At 41.6% G+C, this 21,366-nt stretch carries 12 protein-coding genes; 6 read left to right on the top strand and 6 right to left on the bottom strand.

From position 1 onward, the window contains the following. Nucleotides 1-50: 50 nt before the first annotated feature. On the bottom strand, nucleotides 51-6,590 hold the full coding sequence (locus APHWEB_RS01855) for a hypothetical protein (RefSeq protein WP_207759918.1): 6,540 nt from the start codon (nucleotides 6,588-6,590) through the stop codon (nucleotides 51-53). 514 nt (nucleotides 6,591-7,104) lie between these two features. Here APHWEB_RS01855 and APHWEB_RS01850 point away from each other — a divergent pair. From APHWEB_RS01850 to APHWEB_RS01840, 3 genes are all read left to right on the top strand, one after another. Next, complete coding sequence (locus APHWEB_RS01850; protein ID WP_021798980.1) at nucleotides 7,105-11,451, top strand: hypothetical protein; 4,347 nt, start codon at nucleotides 7,105-7,107, stop codon at nucleotides 11,449-11,451. Nucleotides 11,452-11,823: 372 nt separating this feature from the next. Then, nucleotides 11,824-12,834, top strand: coding sequence for a Fe(3+) ABC transporter substrate-binding protein (locus APHWEB_RS01845; protein WP_011450210.1), 1,011 nt, complete (start codon nucleotides 11,824-11,826; stop codon nucleotides 12,832-12,834). Continuing rightward, entirely contained in the window at nucleotides 12,835-13,050 is a 216-nt protein-coding gene (locus APHWEB_RS01840; RefSeq protein WP_011450211.1) for a Trm112 family protein, read from the top strand. It begins immediately after the preceding gene. Between the two features lie 77 nt (nucleotides 13,051-13,127). Here APHWEB_RS01840 and APHWEB_RS01835 read toward each other — a convergent pair whose 3' ends face one another. Continuing rightward, a complete protein-coding gene (locus tag APHWEB_RS01835; RefSeq protein ID WP_011450212.1) occupies nucleotides 13,128-14,411 on the bottom strand; it encodes an MFS transporter in 1,284 nt (427 codons plus the stop codon). 327 nt (nucleotides 14,412-14,738) lie between these two features. Here APHWEB_RS01835 and rpsP point away from each other — a divergent pair, with 327 nt between their 5' ends. Next, the gene (gene rpsP / locus APHWEB_RS01830; RefSeq protein ID WP_011450213.1) at nucleotides 14,739-15,029 is read left to right on the top strand and encodes a 30S ribosomal protein S16; all 291 of its coding nucleotides are present in this window, start codon (nucleotides 14,739-14,741) and stop codon (nucleotides 15,027-15,029) included. Between the two features lie 751 nt (nucleotides 15,030-15,780). Here the strand turns inward: rpsP and APHWEB_RS01825 are convergent. Continuing rightward, entirely contained in the window at nucleotides 15,781-16,491 is a 711-nt protein-coding gene (locus tag APHWEB_RS01825) for an SDR family NAD(P)-dependent oxidoreductase (RefSeq protein WP_011450215.1), read from the bottom strand. 628 nt (nucleotides 16,492-17,119) lie between these two features. Between APHWEB_RS01825 and metK the strand changes: the two genes are divergently transcribed. After that, on the top strand, nucleotides 17,120-18,145 hold the full coding sequence (metK, locus tag APHWEB_RS01820) for a methionine adenosyltransferase (RefSeq protein ID WP_011450217.1): 1,026 nt from the start codon (nucleotides 17,120-17,122) through the stop codon (nucleotides 18,143-18,145). A gap of 575 nt (nucleotides 18,146-18,720) precedes the next feature. Here the strand turns inward: metK and pheS are convergent. The 3 genes from pheS to rpmI are packed head-to-tail and all read right to left on the bottom strand — an operon-like array spanning nucleotide 18,721 to nucleotide 20,340. Then, nucleotides 18,721-19,749, bottom strand: coding sequence for a phenylalanine--tRNA ligase subunit alpha (gene pheS / locus APHWEB_RS01810; protein ID WP_011450218.1), 1,029 nt, complete (start codon nucleotides 19,747-19,749; stop codon nucleotides 18,721-18,723). Then, on the bottom strand, nucleotides 19,730-20,116 hold the full coding sequence (gene rplT, locus APHWEB_RS01805) for a 50S ribosomal protein L20 (protein ID WP_020849208.1): 387 nt from the start codon (nucleotides 20,114-20,116) through the stop codon (nucleotides 19,730-19,732). The genes pheS and rplT overlap by 20 nt, the downstream gene beginning before the upstream one ends. Before the next feature lie 23 nt (nucleotides 20,117-20,139). After that, the gene (gene rpmI / locus APHWEB_RS01800) at nucleotides 20,140-20,340 is read right to left on the bottom strand and encodes a 50S ribosomal protein L35 (RefSeq protein ID WP_011450220.1); all 201 of its coding nucleotides are present in this window, start codon (nucleotides 20,338-20,340) and stop codon (nucleotides 20,140-20,142) included. Nucleotides 20,341-20,733: 393 nt separating this feature from the next. On the opposite strand from rpmI, the gene APHWEB_RS01795 reads away from it, so the two are divergent. Next, nucleotides 20,734-21,300: a cell cycle transcriptional regulator TrcR gene (locus APHWEB_RS01795; RefSeq protein ID WP_011450221.1), complete on the top strand. Its 567-nt coding sequence runs from the start codon at nucleotides 20,734-20,736 to the stop codon at nucleotides 21,298-21,300. Nucleotides 21,301-21,366 lie beyond the last annotated feature (66 nt).

The raw sequence follows: 21,366 nt of genomic DNA, 5'->3' as shown, positions 1-21,366 counted from the left end.
TGAAGCGAGGCTGGTTGTTTGTATTCGTTGCACAAAGGCATACAGGGTTACTACGAGAACATCTGGGTTAGGTGCTGTATGTTGCCGAAGTTGTGGTCTCCTATCGTCACCACTGATCCTTCGCGTGATACTGTTCCGTCACGTACTTGGAAGTCCTCTCTTTGGCATGAATCTAGGACTATATTGTCATATAGAATCATTGCTTTCTCATATGAGATTTCACCACTCATGTATTTGGAATTAACGTTGGTATAGAACTTTTGCATTTCGTCGTATGTTGCATTTATCCAGAGGGGGTAATTTTCCGGATGATTGGGATCTAGAGGGTGATAATAAGCTATGTTTGCATGACTATTCAGTTCCCGGAGGTCCAATGGTGCATCTTGCTCTTCATTCGTAGTTAATATTGCAGGCGGGTTAGATGATGTGCCATCTGAGTTAGTTTTCTTCACAGGGTCAGCAACAATATCCTTGTGATTCTCTTCTTCTACATGAGTATGGAAAGGGTATAATGTGGTATCTTTAGGAGTCTTTGATGAAGAGATATTATTTCCTTCTTGTACAGGGTCAACCGTGCCACTATGTGATTTATCATCTACGTGTACAACCTCTGGTACTAAGCATTCAGTAGGGTCCTTCTCTGGTGAGAAAGATGGTTCTGGCAGATCTGGTATAGCTTTTATACTTCTTAGATGTTGCTCGATTACCTTTCCGAGTTCTTCTGCTGCAATATGTTTTTTGTTAGTACCAGCAAATTGATACGTGGTTTGGGATTCTTGAATATCGGCTTGTAACCCTATTTTGAAGAACATGGGTACTATTGCACTTAGTATGTAATCTTCCATCCATGGCAGATTTTCTACTAACACCGTGTTATTTGTGCCTGCAAAGAAGATTGAATAATCATTGAGATCGAAGAACAATTTTGATTCTTGAATAACTTTTTGTGTCACGAGGTGGACAGAATCATCTACGGGGGTGATATTAAACGGTATCGCATACCCGTTTATTGGTGTATCTGCTAGGGTAAGCATGAGCTTAAATTCATTGTTGTACGGAAAGGTTACAACTTTATGCAACCACTCCATGAGTAGGGAGTATGGATATTCTGTAGCTGGTTGAAATTGCAAGTTTTTATCATTTTTATCAGCGGTAAAGGCTACTTTATCTCCAGAGACTACTAAGAATAAAGGGTGCAGATTTGCTGCAGTTTGAACTGTTAGCATACGCGCGTCGAAACTACTCTTGGCATCATTATTAGATATTACAATATCTGTCACGGGGGTCGCATTTAGAAAAGAGTGATGGGTTAGTATTATGCCAGGGATGCCATGTAAAACCCCTATACTGGAGGTACTTAAATGTGCTACAGGTTGTCCAGGGGCATAAGAGTTACTTAGGTAATTGTCTGGTGTAGGAATAATGTTTATACCACTAACGAAGCTAGATCCTTTTGTGTGTTGTGGCGATAGTTTGAAAGCGACGTAATCCGCAGTTTCTTCATACATGCGTTCTAGATCCCAGTTTTTAATAGGAATATCGACTATTACTTCAGGGGTTAAGAGATGAGGGTGTATATTTTTAGGTATCTCTCCAGATGCGTTGCATATTTTAAATACGTATCCGTCACTGGAAGGGTCGCGCACTATTTTTAAGAAATATTCAGTGTTACGTGGTAGCGCTACTTCCTTATCGGCAATAATATCATAGATAACAACATCTTTTTCATTAATGAGGCCATAGCTCGCATAGGGTAATGCGACATCTATTCCGTTCACTTTGGATTTCACAGAATGGCCAACCGTATAGTAATTGCTTGGGACCTCTATTTTGTCACCCATATATACTGGAAGGGTAGAAAAAAGTTCATGTGCTGCATTGCCCGAAGTTGTTTCCCTAGGTTCAGGGTTTGACAAAGCTTTCTTTAAGTATGGAATGTATGCCTCAGCAGGATCGTCTACTGCTACTTTTACATGATGTTCTAGTACTTTCTTCATGAACTCTTTTTTAGAATTTCCAACAATACCTGCTGGATTAATATCGATGATATCGTTTAGAAGGTATGTAGAGGCCTTAATGATCTTATTGTCTCCTCTAATGCTTGGGGAGACAACCCTGAAATAAGGTGACGCTTCTATATGTAATTCAGTATTGTTTTTTACGAATTCTGCGAGTACTCGATATTGCAATAATGGAAATTGCTTGTGAGATCTTTCATCAAGTAAGGCAGTGTGGTTTATTGTAAATAGTTCATTACGTTGAAATCCCAAGGTCGAGCATGCTGCGATGTCTTGGGTTGGTATTGCAAGGATTCCATCTTTTGTGCGCACGCCTATTGCTTGTATGCCATCTTCGTGTTCTGGTATTGCACTGACTCTTAGGGCGTAAAACTTCTTCTCAGCTGTTGCTGTTATGTATTGATCGTCGCTAGCCAGTCTAGCCATCGTCAGTATGTCACGCACTTGTTGTTGGTCTTCTATAAGTTCAGCGCCATTTTTATCAGACGAAAAAAACAGCGATGTGCCGTCAGTGATGATGTAGAACGGAACCTTCTCTAAAACTTTCGCTCTTGCATCATCTAACTTCGCTGTATTACATTCATCTGCAAAATCGAACTGTATGTAGTCTTCTGCACCTGTACCAGAGCGGCATAGTAATTTTAGGGTCTTAAGGTTGCTATCAACTTCAAATAACACATGTGGTGTTATGAGTTTGACTGTAGGTGACTCAACTTGATGTTTATCTATGACTAAGTTGACATGAGAAGATAGAGTATTTAATGATTTGAGCTCGTATGCATGACCACTTGCTTGCTTTCTGTATAGCGCTTTTAATACTTCATAATCATCGGTAGCATCACCAATTTTTGTACGTTCTAGGTTAAAGAGTGTATTATTTATATCACTTTGGAATTTAGAGAACGATAGCCTTTTGGGGTGAACTATGGAACAGGGTTTGGTTAAGGAATAACACCGTTGTTGGGTATCCGAGAACGTCAATCCCTGTAGATCATTTCCGAATTGATCGCATGCTTTCAATGTGTATGTATCTGCGTCACGCACTACTTTGACGAATCTATGATGAGGAGCAAGATTGTACACATATGAAAATGCTGGGTGAGTAAGTAAAATACCATCCGAGGTGGAAATATACCTAGGAGCTGGCAGTTGTATATATGTGCTATCTTCTTCTCCATCCTTGGATATTTGTGCAATGCGTGCATAAGCTGTAAAAAGGGATTTACCAGATTTTGGGTCGGTATATACCTTTTCACCCATGTGTAATGGTAGTGAGCGCTCGATAGGTATGCCCGGAACCTTGCGCTCTTCTGGAACTGTGGGTCCTTTTGGAACTGTGGGCACTCCTGGCACGTTTGTATCTTTTGGAACTGTGGGCGCTCCTGGCACGTTTGTATCTTTTGTAACTGTGGGCACTCCTGGCACGTTTGTATCTTTTGTAACTGTGGGTTCTCCTGGAACTTTGGGCTGGTCTGGATCTACGAATGTAGGTTTTTTACCTGAAGCACCATCATCGGTAGGTGTGGTGGTCTCAGTCGTTGTAGTAGGTGCCTCTACATCTTGCATTTCTAGAGCTAGTAACTTCTCTATAGTTCTTACACTTTCCCGTACCGGAATAGGGGTGCCAGACGCGCTTCTTAATAAAGAATTTGTGTCGGTTGCGAGTACTACCGATGCTGAGCCATCCCCAGGTTGATATACCAGTGTAAATATTTCAGGGAAGAATTTTACATATTCTAGGGGCATACTTGCAGATATTATGCGGTTATTGTCAGAAAGAATTAAGTATATTCCTGATGGACCTTCTGCATTGACTAGATTGCTTGGAAGGAACACTTCTGCCATGATGGGTGCTCTAGTTTGCATGGAATTTGATCCATACGCTATATTAATTATTGTATTTTGAAGCATTTGTATGTCAGCGTTTGTACGCACTAGATGTGCATCTTTGTCACTGGAAGGTGAGTGTTGTAGTGAAACACCGTTTGAGTCTACAATAATAAATCCTGTATATTTTATGACAGGATTTGATTGGGGTTCGTGGATTATAGGTATTTTTTTAATAAGCACTCCGTTTTGGACTAGGTAGTAATAATCTTGATTCTTATAAAAGTATTCAGTGCCTGCACTTAGCCACCTTTTTTCATCACTGCTAATACTGTTTAGCGGAGAGACGATCGCAGCGTGCTCCTCATTAACAATTTTGAAGGCTGGTTTATTGCCTTTTTGTGTGTGGAATATTTGTTGTAACTCTGCTGGTCCAGGATGATTGGGATGTAAGAGTAAATTATTCACAATCTCTAAGTTTGCTCCCAAGGTGTTTTTTGTTGTTGGGTGAGTGTGTTTACCATCAGCAGCAACTAGAGACTTTAATTTTGCCAATAGTGGCGGTCTGGGTGAAAAGTTTTCTAGTTGACTGGGTAAGATTGCTTGATTGGTTGCATTGCAGAATGTAAGTCCATAAGTATCATCAGTGTTCTTTACAACTTTTAGGAAATGATATTCTGGGGGTATGACGAGTGTGGTAGCAAAATCATCCCCGCAGAGCAGCTTATTATCTGTTGTAAAATGGCATCCATGCATAGGCACTCCGATAATTCCGTACGGGCTTTCCCGCAAAGAGGAGTGTACGCTACTGATTTGGTATGTTTCGTCAGCATCAGTTTTGGGAGATTGAAATATGAAGGTTGTTGGACCGGGTAAAAATTTTTCAGATTCCTGTTCAGCTTTCTGAGTGACGTGGACGTGAGGTTCGTCTACAGCATCTTTCTTAGAAAGGTGTACCGTGTTTCTGTTCTCAGAAGTATTATTTGAGTCGTGTGAGTTAGACTTTTCTTCAGCTTTCTGAGTGACGTTGACATGAGGTTTGTCTACAGCATCTTTCTTAGAAAGGTGTACCGTGTTTCTGTTCTCAGAAGTATTATTTGAGCCGTGTGAGTCAGACTTTTCTTCGGCTTTCTGAGTGACGTTGACATGAGGTTTGTCTACAGCATCTTTCTTAGAAAGGTGTACCGTGTTTCTGTTCTCAGAAGTATTATTTGAGCCGCTTGAGTCAGACTTTTCTTCAGCTTTCTGAGTGGTGTGGACATAAGGTTTGTCTACAGCATCTTTCTTAGTAGCGTTTGTCTTGTTGCTATTATCAGAAGTATTATTTGAGCCGTGTGAGTCAGACTTTTCTTCAGCTTCTTGAGTGGTGTGTGTATCAGGGTTTCCATCTCCAGTAGCGGGATTTTTCTCCAGAAATGACTTGCTTATAATCCAGTTGGTATATGATCTTGCATTAGGTGCTATTTCTAAAGCTAGGGGAACAAAGCCATTTTGGTTTGCGTGTACGGTGTGCAGTAAGGATGGACCGTGAAAAATTCTCATTCCTTCTATGAAGGGGCTGTTATTAGATATACGATAAAATACTCCAGACCTGTTATAATAATGAGCATGCTTTGTAGAATAACTTTCACCTTGAGGTACGTGTAGCAGAGGAGATGAATCGCTTATTGAGTTGGTACACTGAATATTTTCTTTTGCAAACATTCTTAGTATTTCAAAATAGTGCGATTGGTGAGAGTGCGTTATTTTATCGAATAATGTCTTTGTTGAGTCCTCTTCGGCATCTACAGCGTGAGTGCCTATTGAGTAGTCTGGTTCTCCTAGTTTTATAAGGAATTTGCTGTTTGCGTGTTGTACTAACGGGATAGAATAACTATCAGTCTCGATTGAGAGCAGAGTGTTAGGATGCTTTCCGCTTACGTGTATTCTGAACGCATACAGTTTATCACTTGGTGGGGATAGTGATTCGTTTTTAGGTATAAGACCTACATGCGCTAGAACCTGTTCTACAGTCTGCGTATCGGATGGATACGTTATTGCATTAATCTCATGATGATCGTTTAATTGGTCAGCGCTAGCTATATAGTGCTTGTCACCTTTTACTAGTAAGTACGAAGGATTTTTACTAAACGTATCGGTTAAGAGTTGTTCAATATCTCGACCATTGAAGATTTCGCGTAAGTCGATTTTTACACCAGGTGCTTCCTGTAACTTCGCTAATTGTATGTCTGTTGGGAGTGGTGAATATACTATTTCCAAGTCTGAGTTTGTTAGACGAAATATCATACTATCTGAGGATAGGCATGCTATTGGTGATGTATTTTCTTCAGCAAATATACCAGCCCTTTTGATTGTTGGGCGATGTGCAGGGTTCTCATTTTCAGGGTACAGAAGGGTGCTTACGGGTTCTATTCTAAAAATTTCTTTTTCGGGAAACGCCTCTTCTAACGTCCTATTTTCAGGAATTTGTAATGCTTGATTTACGGTTGCTACAGGATATGGCTCACGTAGTAAAGCTTCTTTGTTATTAACTACAAATGCTTTACTGTGTTCAGCATGATCGAAAAAAGCATCCTTGCTGGTCAGACCATCTTCAGGTTTAACTTTGGTTTCAAATAATATGGCGGATTTTATGTCTAACGGATCCCCTGCAGCATTGCATAAAAAGAGATTTTTTCCTGCATGTGGACCTGCTTCACTTGATGAGCGCGTTAGATATTGGTACTCCTTTGGTACCGCCATCATAACTTTAAAGTCCTCGTATATCAGGGTGTTGTTTCTGAAGTAGTACTGAGCACTTGGCAAAGCACTATCTGCGTTTTTTCCATCACCAACTAATGCTTCGTAATACAACAGCTGATTTTCTAACGATTTTCCAATTGGTTTTCCCGGGGAAATATATAGTGATGTGGAGCGTTGCTTACCTTGATGTGACATTTTATACCTGCAGCTGGAAATAAAGCCGGCAATTGATATGTGCTATTTGTTAAGAAGTTGTAAAGTCTGCTGCAATGATTCCTAATATGTAAGTACTAGTTAATAAAGCGCTCTTGGTATTCAGAATTTGCCTTTGCATTTTCCGTGCAAGTATTGGTTATCGTTCACCTATGTGGTTGCATGCATATTTTATATGTCCTAAAGATTATAGGATCAAAAGCTTCTACTGTGGCTTTTATGTAGTGGGTCCGAAAAATTAAATTTTGACTTTTCTGTTCTATTTGTGGTTTACTCCGCGCCTTCTCTAAAAAAAGCGCATTTTATGAAAAAGCCATTCAAAATAGCGTATTTACCGCATAGGTCGACAGGTGTTATTCGGTCTCCAGACCATGGAGAGCGTGTATCTTCTGCTGAAAACATTCATGGTTATGTACTGGAGAACGGTGTTAAGCAACATGCGCAGGACCAGAATGGTATAAGAGGTTATTCGGGATTAGCCCAGAAAAGTTATTCTGCACCCAAGGAGCATGAGTCCGTGGGTAGTGACGATAATGGCGAAAAACTCAACGATAATAGTAGTCTGTCTCAGCGGGGAGTAGAGGGTCAAATCAGACGTAGTGAGCCTGATATTTCTCATCTAGAATCTCCTACTGATGCGGTAATAGGTGATTTGCAGGAGCCAATAATTTCTGATTCTGGGAACAGGAGTGCTCAGCTTAGTACAGCGTCATATCTTGATGCTCCGAGTGGTGATGGAGAGATGCAGTCTCCTGTAACACAGTCAAGAGGATTGGGGCCTGTAGCTACACGGGGTCGTGCCAATTCTTCACAAAATCTTGAACGTGAGGATGAATGGATAGAACCAGAACATGACTATGATGAGAGGAACAAATTTTATGCCGTAGAAAAGAATTTTTATAATACATATCAAATCAAACTGCAGGTTCTAGAAAATGTAAATAGGTGTATGCAGATAAATTTGCACAGCGAGGAACCACTATCAGTATCATATGTTAAGAAGATCAAGAAGCTCATAAAGAATACCATAAGTGTATACGAGGAAGAGTTTGGGGATCTTCACCCTCCGCAGGAGCAACGTAAGCTGGACATATATCTTTTTTCCCATAAGAATACTCTTTCTGCTGCACTAGAAACCATAAATGAGGATAAAAATGCCGGCGGTATGGCATGGCCTTCATTAGGAAAGATATATGTAGCTAAGCAGGGGAAAAATAAGATTGAGAATTTACCCCACGAGATAACGCATCAGCTTATGTACTATACTACCGGTGCAGAATTCAATCGTGCAAAAGCATCGGATTTTCTTCGAGAAGGTGTAGCAGACTACGTACAAAATATAGTTATGAGAGGTAAAGGCGTAACACTAGAATTGAGTAGTGTAATAAGCTCAGTTGTGAACCTATATGAGCGTGATCCTGCGTTGAGAAATGCAAAAACTCTAAAGGAAGTCGCAAGTATTGTGGAGGGACATGCTCAAGATAGGGATTATGAATCCCTAAAATATAGTATGGGTGTTGCGTTCGTTAAATACTTACAAGATACGGAGAAAAGCCTCCTGAAGACTTATTTTCGGGCTGCAAGCCTCGGGTATATTGAAGAAATCCCTGATGAGCTACCCCATAGCATAAGTTTTATTTCTCCAAAATTTCACACGTGGCTTCATAAAAACAGCCTGCAGAAGTTTATGGAAAAACACGATACACTCACTGTCTTCGGTGGGGAGCAGTTAGGATTTCGAGATAGTATTCATAATGGAAAAGTAGGTCGGACAGAGGTCTATGCCGCTAAGCTAGAAGGTGCCCATCATAAACTTATTGGTGAGTTGTCAGCTACAGCGCACGTTTCAGCATATGGAAATCCTACTGTTCTGAATCCTCATACTACAGACAAGATTATGATAGATAAGGATTATCAAAACCTAAAGCTTATTAATACTGTAGACGGTAAGCGATATGTATACAGTAATTCGGATGGTAAGGAGTACTTTTCAAGTGGTAATGCGGTTGCTGTATCTCACATTTCCAAAATATTTGCCAAGTACGACAAGAATTTTACTCTTTTACATACCTCTATACAAAATCTGCAAGAAAAATTGCGGAGTTATGTCTTTAATACAACGCGGGAAACTCAAGGGGAATTTGTCAAGGCAGTAGAGCGTGTACTTGTTTTCCTAACACATAAAGATGAATTGGCTCATTACAGTGAGGGTGTCATCAAGGAACTTGAAAAAATACCTATGCATATTAGTGACACTCGAGATGCACGCGAAGTGGCACATAAAATACAAGAAGTATATAGTTCTTATGTCACAGCTAAAACGCAGTACCTTCTTGGTCGTCCATCTACTGGGTCCTCGGACGAGGCCATGCTGAGTAGGATACTCAAAACTTTAATTTATATCAATCCGGATATGATTATAGCAATAGACGCTGCAGGCTTCGCGAAAATTTCGGAGCATCATCCCGGAGAGATTTTGGAGATTCGTGGTACGGGTCAAGGTGATTATAGTGGTCTTTCAATATACATGAAGGGGCACAAGATTGGGGAATTACCAACCAATACAGAAGAGTTTACCAGATCCACTGACGAGTTGGGTAGAACGACTAGCACGTTCTATGTCAATGATGTACTTAAGGCTGTTCATACTGCATATGGCTCTGCGCCAGTAATCATTGTGACGGAAGATGCTTATGGTAGTAAAGTCGCAAACTTCTTTGCAAGTACTAAATCGGGAACTGTTCATAGTAGCGAGGTAGAAGTTGCAGTGAATCAGTTCATAAGCATGGCGTCTTCAGGAGTTAAGGCAAGAGCAAGTTATCCACTTACGAAAGGTATTGGAATTGTGCACTACGTTCCGGAGAACAAAGACAGTAATCAAGCTGTGGTACAGAGGAGTATAAAGGTAGATAACCGTGGTACAGACAGAGAAGATGACGATAGATATGCAGCCAATGTCACTATTGGCAACAAGTTGCTAATAGAAAAAATGTCTAGTTTGCAGTTTCATATTACAGAGGGGAGGAAAGATGCTGCAGGTAATTATATTGACCGCTCTGAGTTAATGATTGTTGATATGCTGGCTGATAGAGTGCTGCAGTTTCCAGAGAGTATAACTCACCTAAAGCTCGTTAAAACTTCTGGTGGTACTATTAGATTAGTACCTTGTACCAGTACCGGTGAAGTAGATCCTGAAGGTATGCCAAAGAATATGGAAGGATACTCTTATATTGACCCTATACATGTGTATGATCGAGTAGAATCCAAATGGGTGAATAGCAATACTCCATTCAATATGGTTAACTTGAGTAGATATCCATCAGGAACATTATTTGAGATGCGGTATGACCCAAATGATCCTAGTATTCCTAAGGATGAATATGGTAACGTTGTCAGGGTTAATGATCAGTCATATAGAAGCAGGGTTGGTATATTTACACCTACAGGGGAAAAAATTGGGGAACTTGCGAGTGCTGCATCGTTTTTTCAAGGTAAAGTATTTATCTCATTAGATACTAGTTACAGTTATAGCGATTTTGTTTCATCTATGTACCAGCAAGATGTAGATGTAACAACTGTTGGGGAGTCTAAAGATGGTATAAAACGAGTATCTCTTAGTGGTGAAGCAGACCTAGGTACTGATCGAGGTTTTAGTGATTACTTTTCTTTCAATCAAAGAACAAGGCAAGATACTCAAGAATTTACCGAGGAAATGCATCGCCATACAACAAGAAACGCGCGAAATGGAGGCGACAATTCTTCTAATAAACCAGGTGATTTGCCAGGGGATACTGTGCGGCCTGAAGATGTTACGGTTGTTAGAACGCTAAATACTGCTGAGCTCGCTTTGTTAAATAGTAAATTTTTGTACATGAATCAGGTAGGGTTTCGCATTACTGACGTAGAAACAGGGCACCATATTTCGTTTCCAAAATCTATTACCCACGTAAAGGTTGTTACCTACAATGGACAGAAGCATTTGGTACCTAGTACTGCAGATGGCGATATATCTCCGAAAGGCATATCTGATGATGGAAAAGTTGAACAAGTGTACATCAACCCTGTTTTAGTACATCATGGCATCTCTTTGCGTGCCTTTAATGATGAGGTGCTAGCAGCACTAGAAGTTATGGACTTAAATGCATATAAAGATGGGTATATGTTTGAATTAAGGCCCAGAGGCAGTTTATCATATGCAAGTACTCTCACGTACGGAGATAGGTACCCAAATGCTTCTGAGCCTGATAAACCTGCTCGCCTTACGACTCATGCTCACTTATATGATAGAAGCGGTAAAGAAGTTGGTATCCTTTCTGCTTACACTGCGTCTGGTAGGAGTGTGAATATCGTCGCACATAAAGCACAAGAACGCAGGAGTTTTGTTGATGACGATGACCCCGTCAAAGATGATGACAGTGGACTATTAGATGTTGGTACCATTATGCGGTACAAAGATACTGACAACGAAGCACGAGCGCATCGTGTGAATGATGAAGGGGAAAATGATATGGGAGCACCAAGTGTACGCTCTGAAGCATATGTATATGATAGAAAGACAGGTGGTGACCAAGAGCTCTCTAGTGACGTTGTAATTGATTACAGTGTTAATGCTTACCCTGCGAGAAATGCAGATGGTTTCCTTGAGGTGTAATGGCGGTTTTTCTAATTTGCCATTCTTCTAGGTTTTTCTCACTCTTCAATAGCATGATCAGTGGTTGTTTTGTGTACGTTGGCTGAATACAAGCAGGCTCATGTGCGATCCGCATTGCGGATGATGCAGGCTTTACAAGATTTAGATGCGTACACAAACTTTGTACGAACGTATGTGCCGCGGTGATTGGCACATATGTGTGCATAGAAACCAAAAGTTGTTACTAAACTATAACTCGTACAGCAAAAATTGAATGTATCGTCTTACATAGGGCCTTAGGAAATATTGTCTTTTCTTGGTTAGGAAGTTTTCCTATGATTGGATACATGTGTGTATTCGGTGTTTCATATGAAAGCTCTTGGAATAGTTATTATGGTACTTGCTATATGCTTCGGTGTTATAGCATACAACAAGCACAGTTCTATTCAGGAAAAGGTGGTCAATGTTTACTCTTCTCGGAAGGAAGAGTTGCTGCGTGATTTGTTCAAGAAGTTTACCGCTGATACAGGTATTCAAGTACGGTATATAAATGATGAAGCTGCGCAGCTGATTGCTAGAATGGAAAGCGAAGGAGCATACAGTGAAGCAGATGTATTTCTGACTGCAGATGCTGTAAATCTTATACTAGCAAAGAAAAAGGGTTTGCTGCAGCCAGTTAGATCAGAAATATTAGAACAAGTAATTCCTGCGAGATATCGAGATAATGATGGCTACTGGTTTGGGTTAACGAAGCGTGCCCGTATTGTAGTATATAATAAAGATCTTGTAGACGTTTCGCAGCTTAGTACATATGAAGACTTAGCAGATTCAAAATGGAGAAATCAAATTCTAGTGCGTTCTTCTAACAGCCCGTACAATCAGTCATTGATTGCATTTATGGTGGCCAATAATGGCATGGAAGCCACAAGAGAGTGGGTTCGCGGGTTGGTGAGCAATTTTGCTAGGAAGCCTGCAGGGGGTGATACCGATCAAATTTATGCTGCTGCAGCTGGAGAAGGTGGTATAGCGATAGTAAATAGCTATTACTGGGGTAGAGTTTGTTCTTCTGAGAGAAGAGTAGACAAGGAAGCAGCTGCTAAGCTTGCGATCTTCTTTCCGAACCAAGGGAGCACAGGTGCCATGATAAACATCAGTGGTGGTGCCGTAGCAAAAAGTGCTAAAAACAAAGACAATGCTTTAAAATTATTGGAGTTTTTGTCTGGTGAAGAGGCGCAAAGCATATATGCGAATTCAAACCAAGAGTATCCAATAGTTTTAGGTGCTGCTCGTTCGAAGATACTGCAATCTTGGGGTGAGTTTCAAGAGAGCGAATTGCCTTTGCAGGAACTTGAAAAATACCTTGGCGAATCTGTACAAATTGCTGATGAAGAAGGTTGGAAATAGGTGTTAGATAAAAAGGTCTTGGAAATTTTAGTTTGCCCCCTCACTGGGGGTAAACTTTCGTATGATACAGAACGTGCTGAACTTATTAGCCATGAAGCAGGGCTTGCATATCCTGTACGTGATGGCATTCCTATCATGCTTGTTGATGAAGCAAGAAAGTTACAACCAGAAGAGCCGAAAGAAGGCTCTGAGCTCCAATCATCGGACAATCAATAACTTATTACTCAGGAAACTAACAAGCAGCCATTAACAATGGCTGCTAGACTTTAGTAAGAAACCCCAGCAGTAGAGTACTACTGTTTGACCCAGTCTCTATGAATGTCCTTTGGGGTAATCCTACTCAATGCAATACATGCAATCAACGCCCAGAACATCACACAAAAACCAGGTGCAACCTTCCAACCTGTAATTTGCATAAGCCATGTACAAAGCACAGGAGCCATACCTCCACCAAGAGCTGAAGATATGTTACGGGCTATTCCAAAGCCAGTATAACGCACTTTTGTGGGGAATAGCTCAGACATCGCAGCACTGGATGGACCAAGTGTAGCAGCAAACGGAATCGCAAACAGAAAGTAACCCAACCCTACATACCAGAAACTTTCCTGACTCAATAGCCAGAACACAGGTATAGCAAGGAAGAAGAGCGCAATAGATGCGCCACCCATCACCTTCTTTCGACCAATCACGTCAGATAATGCACCGAACCCTACAGTCATCACCCCACTGATCATCACGTTTACTATTTCTATAAATTCGCCAATTTGCGGATTTACTGCAGATGATAGAGAAAAGTTACCTACAAAGCTTATGAAGAAAACCATAAAAATGTGGAAAGAGCAGTTCTCTATACAGTCTATGCAAATCGCTAGTATCAAAGGCCTTCTGTAGTACTTAAACAGATGTTTTACAGGTGACTTCACTACGCCACTCTCTTTAGACGCATGCTCTGTATACGCAGGGCTTTCGCCGGCCCTAACCCTTATGAATATGCTGATGATACCAATAACAAATCCCACTATGAACGGGATTCTCCATCCCCAGACCTTGAACTCGTCGCCTGTGAAATAAAATGATGCCATCTTAACGGCTAACGCAAACACAGATCCCAAAACCGCACTCAGAACCTCGAAACTCCCGAAGAGCCCAGCTTGATTTGCTTTTGAGTGTTCTATAAGGAAAGTAGCATTTCCTGCCTCACCTCCCAGGGAGAAACCTTGTACCAATCTACATATTACGAGTAAGATAGGGGCAAGTACCCCCACACTAGCATAGGTCGGCACTACAGCCATGAATCCTATAGGCACTGACATCGCAATGATGGATATGACGAGCGCTGTCCTCCTACCATATTTATCACCGATATGTCCAAATATGCTCGCACCGAATGGGCGCATGCAAAAACCAACAGCAAAAACAGAGAAACTGCTCATCAAGGACAAGTATTTGTCTTCTTGAGGGAAGAATAAGTCGCCGATAGTACTGGCTAAGCTTCCAAAAAGTATATAATCATACCATACTAAGGTATTACATAGGATAGTAGACAACACGGCGCGTTTTACTGTTCCCTTCTTCATAAAACCTCCAACTTATGTAGTCACGCTAAATGCTAATAACACTCAGGCTTTTCCACAGTGCCACCCCCATTCCATGACAAATTAGGTGCTCACAAACACGGCCATTGCACGCACGCGACGGCAAGCACTACTAGACCATACCAAAAAACAGCACAAACAACAAATATCAGATACAGCGCATCTACCGCCAAAAGCACCGCAAAGCGAGCAATTCTATGTCACAATAGCGCGTTTGTCAGCAAACTGTTACAAAAAAATTGAATTGACTCCGGTATATGTAGTGCTACAATCAAATCTTCTTTCGTTCAGGGAGACTTCGAGTTAGGGATGTCCGTAAAAATAAGATTAATGAGACTAGGTGCGAAGAAGAAGCCGTTCTATAGGATTGTAGTTGCTGATTCCAGGGTACAAAGGGATGGGAAGTGCATAGAGCAGATCGGATTTTACAACCCTATGGTTGAATGCGGCGCTCCTGGTTTTTTGAAGGTGAATGCTGAGCGTCTTGGCTATTGGCTGGGTGTGGGTGCGCAGCCGACTGATAGGGTGTCTTGGTTCATTAAAAAGGGTTTCATAGAGGCTCAGAGCGGTTCTGCGGCTTCTACAGCGCAGGAAGCGTAATAGAGGCTTGAGAAACGCGCTTCTTTCGAGCGTTGCCGGCTTCAGTGCAGGTTCTTTGTTAAGTGGATGTTGCAGCGCGGTGCTGGTTCGTTGTTCAGTACTCTGAGTTGTGCATGTACCAATCGGTATGGGGCCTGCTTTGCTATTGCAGGTGTTGTTTATTCGGTTATTCGGGGTAGTGCTGCTACCCTGTGGTAGCCGTTTTTTAGTTCATTTCCAGTGGTCAAGTTTTTTGCAACGGTGGAATACCGTTGTGTCGTAATGGCGAACAAGTGTAGTTTCTTGTTTTCGTGTTCTTTTTTTCTTTGGCAGGTATAACTTTATTCTTCTATAAGACCTCTCATTCAAGAGAGGACTCTTGTTGTTTGTATACTCTTGAAGTTTGTGTGAGTTCGCGCAGGGTTGTGAGAGGTGTTATGTTGCGGTATAGTGTGAGCATTCTCTTTATCCTAAGTTAAAACTGAAATTTGTATAACGGGTGCGTGCTGACGATCTAATCGGGCATCTTGGGCATGAAGATGGAGTTTAGAACTTCTGCTACAGTAAAGTTTGAAGAAGTGATAATTGTGTGCAAGTGCAAACTGATGAGTAGGGAATCTGGCAAGACGGTACCCGTTGCTTTATCATCATAGGTTGAACACTGCGCTGCAGTGGCACTGACTATGTAAGGTTAATTTTGTAGGTGCGGATACTATCTTGTATTGCCTATAACTAGCAGTTCCATGTTCTATATGTCAGGTATAAAATTTATCTAGGAGTTCATGAAATGTATTTCTCCAGTCCTGTTACCATCAAAGTCCAAAAGAAGTTCAACTAATTTAAGGAGCTCTAATAGCTGAGGATGTGCCTCAATATTATTTAATGCTTCTATGTTATCAATTGCGTCATCTGGGACTTTTGTTGGACAGATAGCGTTGACACATATATTAGGAGCTAATTCTGTGGCGGCTAATTCTGTGAAATCAATAAGCGATTTTTTTGACAACAAATATGAAAAGTACTTTGTTGAAGTTCTAGTAATTCTAGCATCAGCAATGTTTATTACTTTGCCTCCATGTACACAGCCTTTAGAGAAGTACTGAGTTAAGAATACGGGACTCTTCACATGGATATCGAAATTTTCTTCGAAATCTCGAATGTTACATTCCTTTAAACTATCAGTATAAAACACTGAAGCGTTGTTTATTAAGACGTTACAGTGCGGTAAAACGGCGAAGACGTCTTTCATCAAGGCCTCAAGAGCTGAGAAATTTCTTAGATCTGCTTGAAAGAGCTCGCATTTTTTTCCATATACTTCGCGAATCGCGGCCTGTAGTTCTAGCGCTTTTTCATATGAGGTGTTGTAGTGAACGGCAATATCGTACCCGTGCCTAGCTGCTAGAAAAACAGCTATAGCTCTGCCAATTCTGTTAGCAGCACCAGTTATCAGTACAGCTTTTTTTCGCTCGTGGCCCCTAGACATTTCAGAATCTCGTAAAAAACATTATACGTTTGTTTTTAGATATAGCACTGTAAATCACATGATCTCGCAGGTCAATATATGGTACTTTGGAGCTCAAAACCAAGCCTGAAGCGCATTATGCTGGTTTTAACATAATCATTTCTTTAGGCTTGCCACTGTGGAGTATTTATAGGAGAGGAAGCGCAGATGATGCACAAACGTGTAAGTCTTTGACACCACGTACTGCAAAAATAGATAACTGTCCCCGTCATATGAATTCTTTTTCAAATGTGCATATCTAGAGCAGCTATCGTGAACCTCAAGAATTCGTAATACCATAGTCTTATACCTCTACGCGTACTGTAAGTATAAGATGTCTTTATTCTATGATGGTTCTTTATCCATACCAATGGTAACAGCAGATCGACCAGCTACTAGAAGACGTGTCTATTCAATAGGATCCACGATAGCAGCAATCATTTCAAGAATACTCATTTGTATGAGCTCTCTTTACGCATATAAGCAGAATGAAAAGCACAGCAAAATCAATATCAGCCATATAGCCATCGGTAGCGCAAAAAACATGTTCCTCACCGCACCTTGATATTACGAGTCTATATCTTCTCCAAGCCCCACTTACACTTTTGTCATGCCACTAAGTGAAGCAGCAACTATAGCAGGAGAAGTAAGCGGAGTAATAGTAGAGGAGGAAAAGGTTGACGGAGTAGTTCGTAAGACACTGAGAGAAATAGGATACGAAAAGGAAGGATTTCACTGGAGAGAGGTTAAAGTGAGGATCATGCTCCAGGAACAATCTCATGATATAATGTTGGGAGTGAATCGTGGTCGTAAAAAGAAGGGAGCAGGAGATCAGGGAGTAATGTATGGCTATGCCATAAACGAGACAGAATCATACATGCCGTCTCCAATATTTTACTCCCACCGTGTTCTTAAAAATTTGTCAGATGCAGTGAAACAAGGAAGCATTACCGGTATAGGACCAGATGCAAAGACAGAAATAACCCTCCAGTATGTTGACCATAAGCCCGTAAAAGTGTTGAGAGCAGTACTTTCAGTGCAGCATGATGAAAGTAGAACACAACAAGACGTCAGGGATCTTGTCTATCCATACTTCGTATCATCGATACCAGAAGGATGGATGTGTAAAGAAGAGAATTTTCTAGTCAATCCTACAGGAAGGTTCGTTGTAGGAGGGCCAGTGGGTGATACAGGAATCACTGGTAGAAAGATAATGGTTGATACCTACGGAGGCCACATACCGCACGGCGGAGGCGCTTTTTCAGGAAAGGATCCAAGTAAGGTAGATCGTTCCGCAGCGTATATGGCAAGATACATAGCTAAAAATGTAGTACATGCAGGTCTAGCTAGTGAATGTTTGGTACAGATGTCATATGCAATAGGTGTACCAGCTCCACTGACTTTTGCAATCAATACGTTTGGAACCAGCGTGGTTGATGTAAAGGAGATAGAAAGGTGTATTATAAGTAATATTGATCTTTCAGTCTCAGGAATATGTGAAAAGCTGTCGCTATATGAACAAATATATAGCCCTACGTCATGTTATGGACATTTTGGAAGGACTCATGAGAATAGTTTTTCATGGGAAAAGCTAGACCTGTCTCTAATTCTCAATAGAGAGTTTTCTTGTAATTAATGTAATATAACTACCCACAGTAAAATAAGCCGATTCACAGGGCTTTTTGTTGTGACGGGATTAAGTATAAAAATAACTAAACAATCAGTAGGATATTGAAACTACGAACTACACATGCAAACAACTTCGTATGTGCATAAAACACGCGCGACATCTACTACAGGACTATTCTGCAGTCTCATAATGGATCCACGACCATAGGTATTCATGACTATAGGCGCGTTTAATTCTGCCCCACTAAGGCCCTAACAGATTGTGAGAGTCAAGTAGTGAATAATGTACGTTGTTGCAAAGTTCAGTACTGTTAAAACGCTGCTGAGGAGAAAAACAAATAGATACTATGAATGTAAGAGAAACGCCGTGAAATTTGGTGGAGATAAAACTCATGGCGTAGGTACAGTGGATTACACGAAGCAACTAAGTATTGTGTGTGTACCCGTTAACCTAGGGCAGATCAGCGATATTCCACCGCGCTCAATGGTGTGAAAAGCAGGACTTTGCATGCAAGACTAACTTTGCAGAATATTCTTCTAGTTTAAGCTATCTCAAAATTTTGAAGAAAATACAAAGAAATACTATACAAGATCTGTAAAACAAAAGCCGTAATGCCCTAACCAGTCAATGCGACTACAATATAAATCCCTGAGGTCTCCAATGTCGTACTTAAGCATTGCCATTCTCTCAACACCCATTCCGAAAGCAAAACCACTGTATTTAGAGCTATCTATATTTACGTTTTCCAATACCCTGTTATGCACCATACCGCAGCCTAGCACCTCAACCCACTGACCGCGACTATCCCTTATGTCTATCTCGGCAGATGGCTCCGTAAAAGGAAAAAAGCTTGCGCGCATTCTCATTTTGATTTTGCGTCCAAAAAACTTCTCAAGAAAGTGATTGATACAATACTTTAGGTGCCCCATCGTAACATCGCTGCCAACGTATAACCCCTCGACCTGGTGAAACATCGGGCTGTGCGTAGCATCCCAGTCATTTCTATACACCTTACCCGAAGATATTATCTTGATAGGCATTTCAGAACTAGTTTCCATTGTCCGAATCTGCACCGACGACGTGTGCGTCCTTAAGACAACACGCTTGCCTTGATTATCACGAGCCATATAGAAAGTATCGTTCTTTTCTCTGGCTGGATGATGTACAGGTGTGTTTAAAGCGTCAAAGACGTGAAACTCATCTTCAAGATCTGGACCACGAACAGTAGCAAACCCCAGCGCGATGAAAATATCTTCGATATCCTTGACTACCTTTGTTACAGGATGCAACCTCCCATATACACGCGGCCTAGACGGCAAAGTAATATCTATGCTATCTTTACGCAACCTAGCATACAGCAGCTCTCGCTCGAATTCTGCCTCTCTCTGATGCAGCAACGCCTTGAACTCTGAGCACAAGACATTAGTCTCACTTCCGACTTTTTTCCGCTCTTCAAGATCTTCAATCTTGGAAATCTGCTTAAGAAGGGCAGTAAGAAGGCCTGACTTTCCAAGATACTTTACCCGCACCTCATCAAGCTCTTCTCGAGAACTACAATCAGCAACAGAAGCAAACGCTTCCTTTCCTAGATCATGAATTTGACTGAGCAACGACACAGGTTCGCCCACAAGCTTGTGCTGCAGCATGAGCAATCTTTTCAAAAGCTCCCTTGTCTCTGACAGCCATCTCCGCCAACATCTTTCTGTTTAAGCCAATGCCACACAGAGAAACTCCGTGCATGAACTCAGAATACCTAAGACCATACAACCCAGCAGCAGCATTAATGCGCACTATCCACAGAGACCTAAAATCACGCTTACGAGCACGCCTATCACGATAAGCATAAGCAAGAGCCTTCTCTAATCTCTGGAGCGCGGCCCTGTAGCAATTTTTAGAACGCCCTCTATAACCTTTGGCAAGAGCTATAACCTTTTTGTGCCTAGCTCTAGTAGTGACACCACGTTTGACCCTAGCCATTAATTCCTCGCATACAAATCAACCTAAAGACCATACGGCATAAAAGGAGCAACGATACGTGTATCAGCCGCACTCATGAGAGCAGTCCCCCTGCGAGTCCGCAAACTGCGCTTACTCCGTTTTGTCATGCCATGACGCTTAGTGGATTGCGCAGCAACCACTTTCCCACTAGCGGTAATTTTGAACCTCTTCTTAGCAGAAGACTTAGTCTTCAATTTTGGCATACAACCCCATGCCTAACGACAACAACAGCTTCTCAGCTTATATACTTATGCCTACAGTGTCAACTCATATCGGGCAGTCTTGGTGCATTTCACAAAGGAATAGACATGCGGCATGCTTTGTGAGGGGAATGGTGCTTCCGTATTTGTGTGCTTAGACTTCTGTAAATTTGGTCATTTAGAAAGTTATAAAAAGTGCCTACAATGCAACTAGAAGTGTCTAAACAGGCCTGAAAATTCTTGACACGTATAGTGTGTGTGCTACCATGCGTGACCATGATCATATTCCTGGGTTAACTGAATCTTAGTGGTTGTAGCCTAGTGTTTGGGTCTGTGCGGTTTTTTAAGTTTGGGGATTCTTGAGACATGTCATCAAGCAATGAGGATGCTCCGTTGATGCCTAGGGCGGTTGCCGTGTGGTTGGTGGATAATACTTCCTTGACATTTAAGCAGATAGCTGAATTCTGCGGATTGCACATACTAGAAGTCAAAGGTATAGCTGACGGAGAAGTTGCAAAGGGTGTTGTGGGTTGTAATCCTGTAGCTATGGGGCAGGTGACAAAAGAAGAGATAGAGGCATGCCAGAATGACTCCAACAGGATTCCAAAGCTTGTTTCTTGCACGGGGATAGGTGGCAAGGTAGCGCGCAGGAGAAGTGTTCGTTATACGCCTGTGGCGCGGCGCCGTGATAAACCCGATGCAGTGTGCTGGATTCTCAAGTACTGCTCAGAGATGCACGATTCTCAGATAGCGAAGCTTATAGGCACGACCAAGGCTACGATAGCTGCAGTTCGTAACAAGGAGCATTGGAACTCTAGCAATATTAAGCCGCGTGACCCCGTGTTGTTGGGGCTATGTACGCAGGCTGATCTTGACGAAGCTATAATGCGTGCGCAGATTGTCTCCGAAAGGGAAAGGAGAGTCAAAAACATGAACGATGACCTCCAGCGCCAGAAGGTGTGAGGGGTGCATCTTTAGAAGTAAGCATACTTTCGCAGTGCAGGTTTGTTTATATGCTGGGTTCTATCC

The sequence above is a fragment of the Anaplasma phagocytophilum str. Webster genome, assembly GCF_000964685.1.
GTDB classification, from domain to species: Bacteria; Pseudomonadota; Alphaproteobacteria; order Rickettsiales; family Anaplasmataceae; genus Anaplasma; species Anaplasma phagocytophilum.
This window is presented reverse-complemented; position numbering and strand designations above follow the sequence as displayed.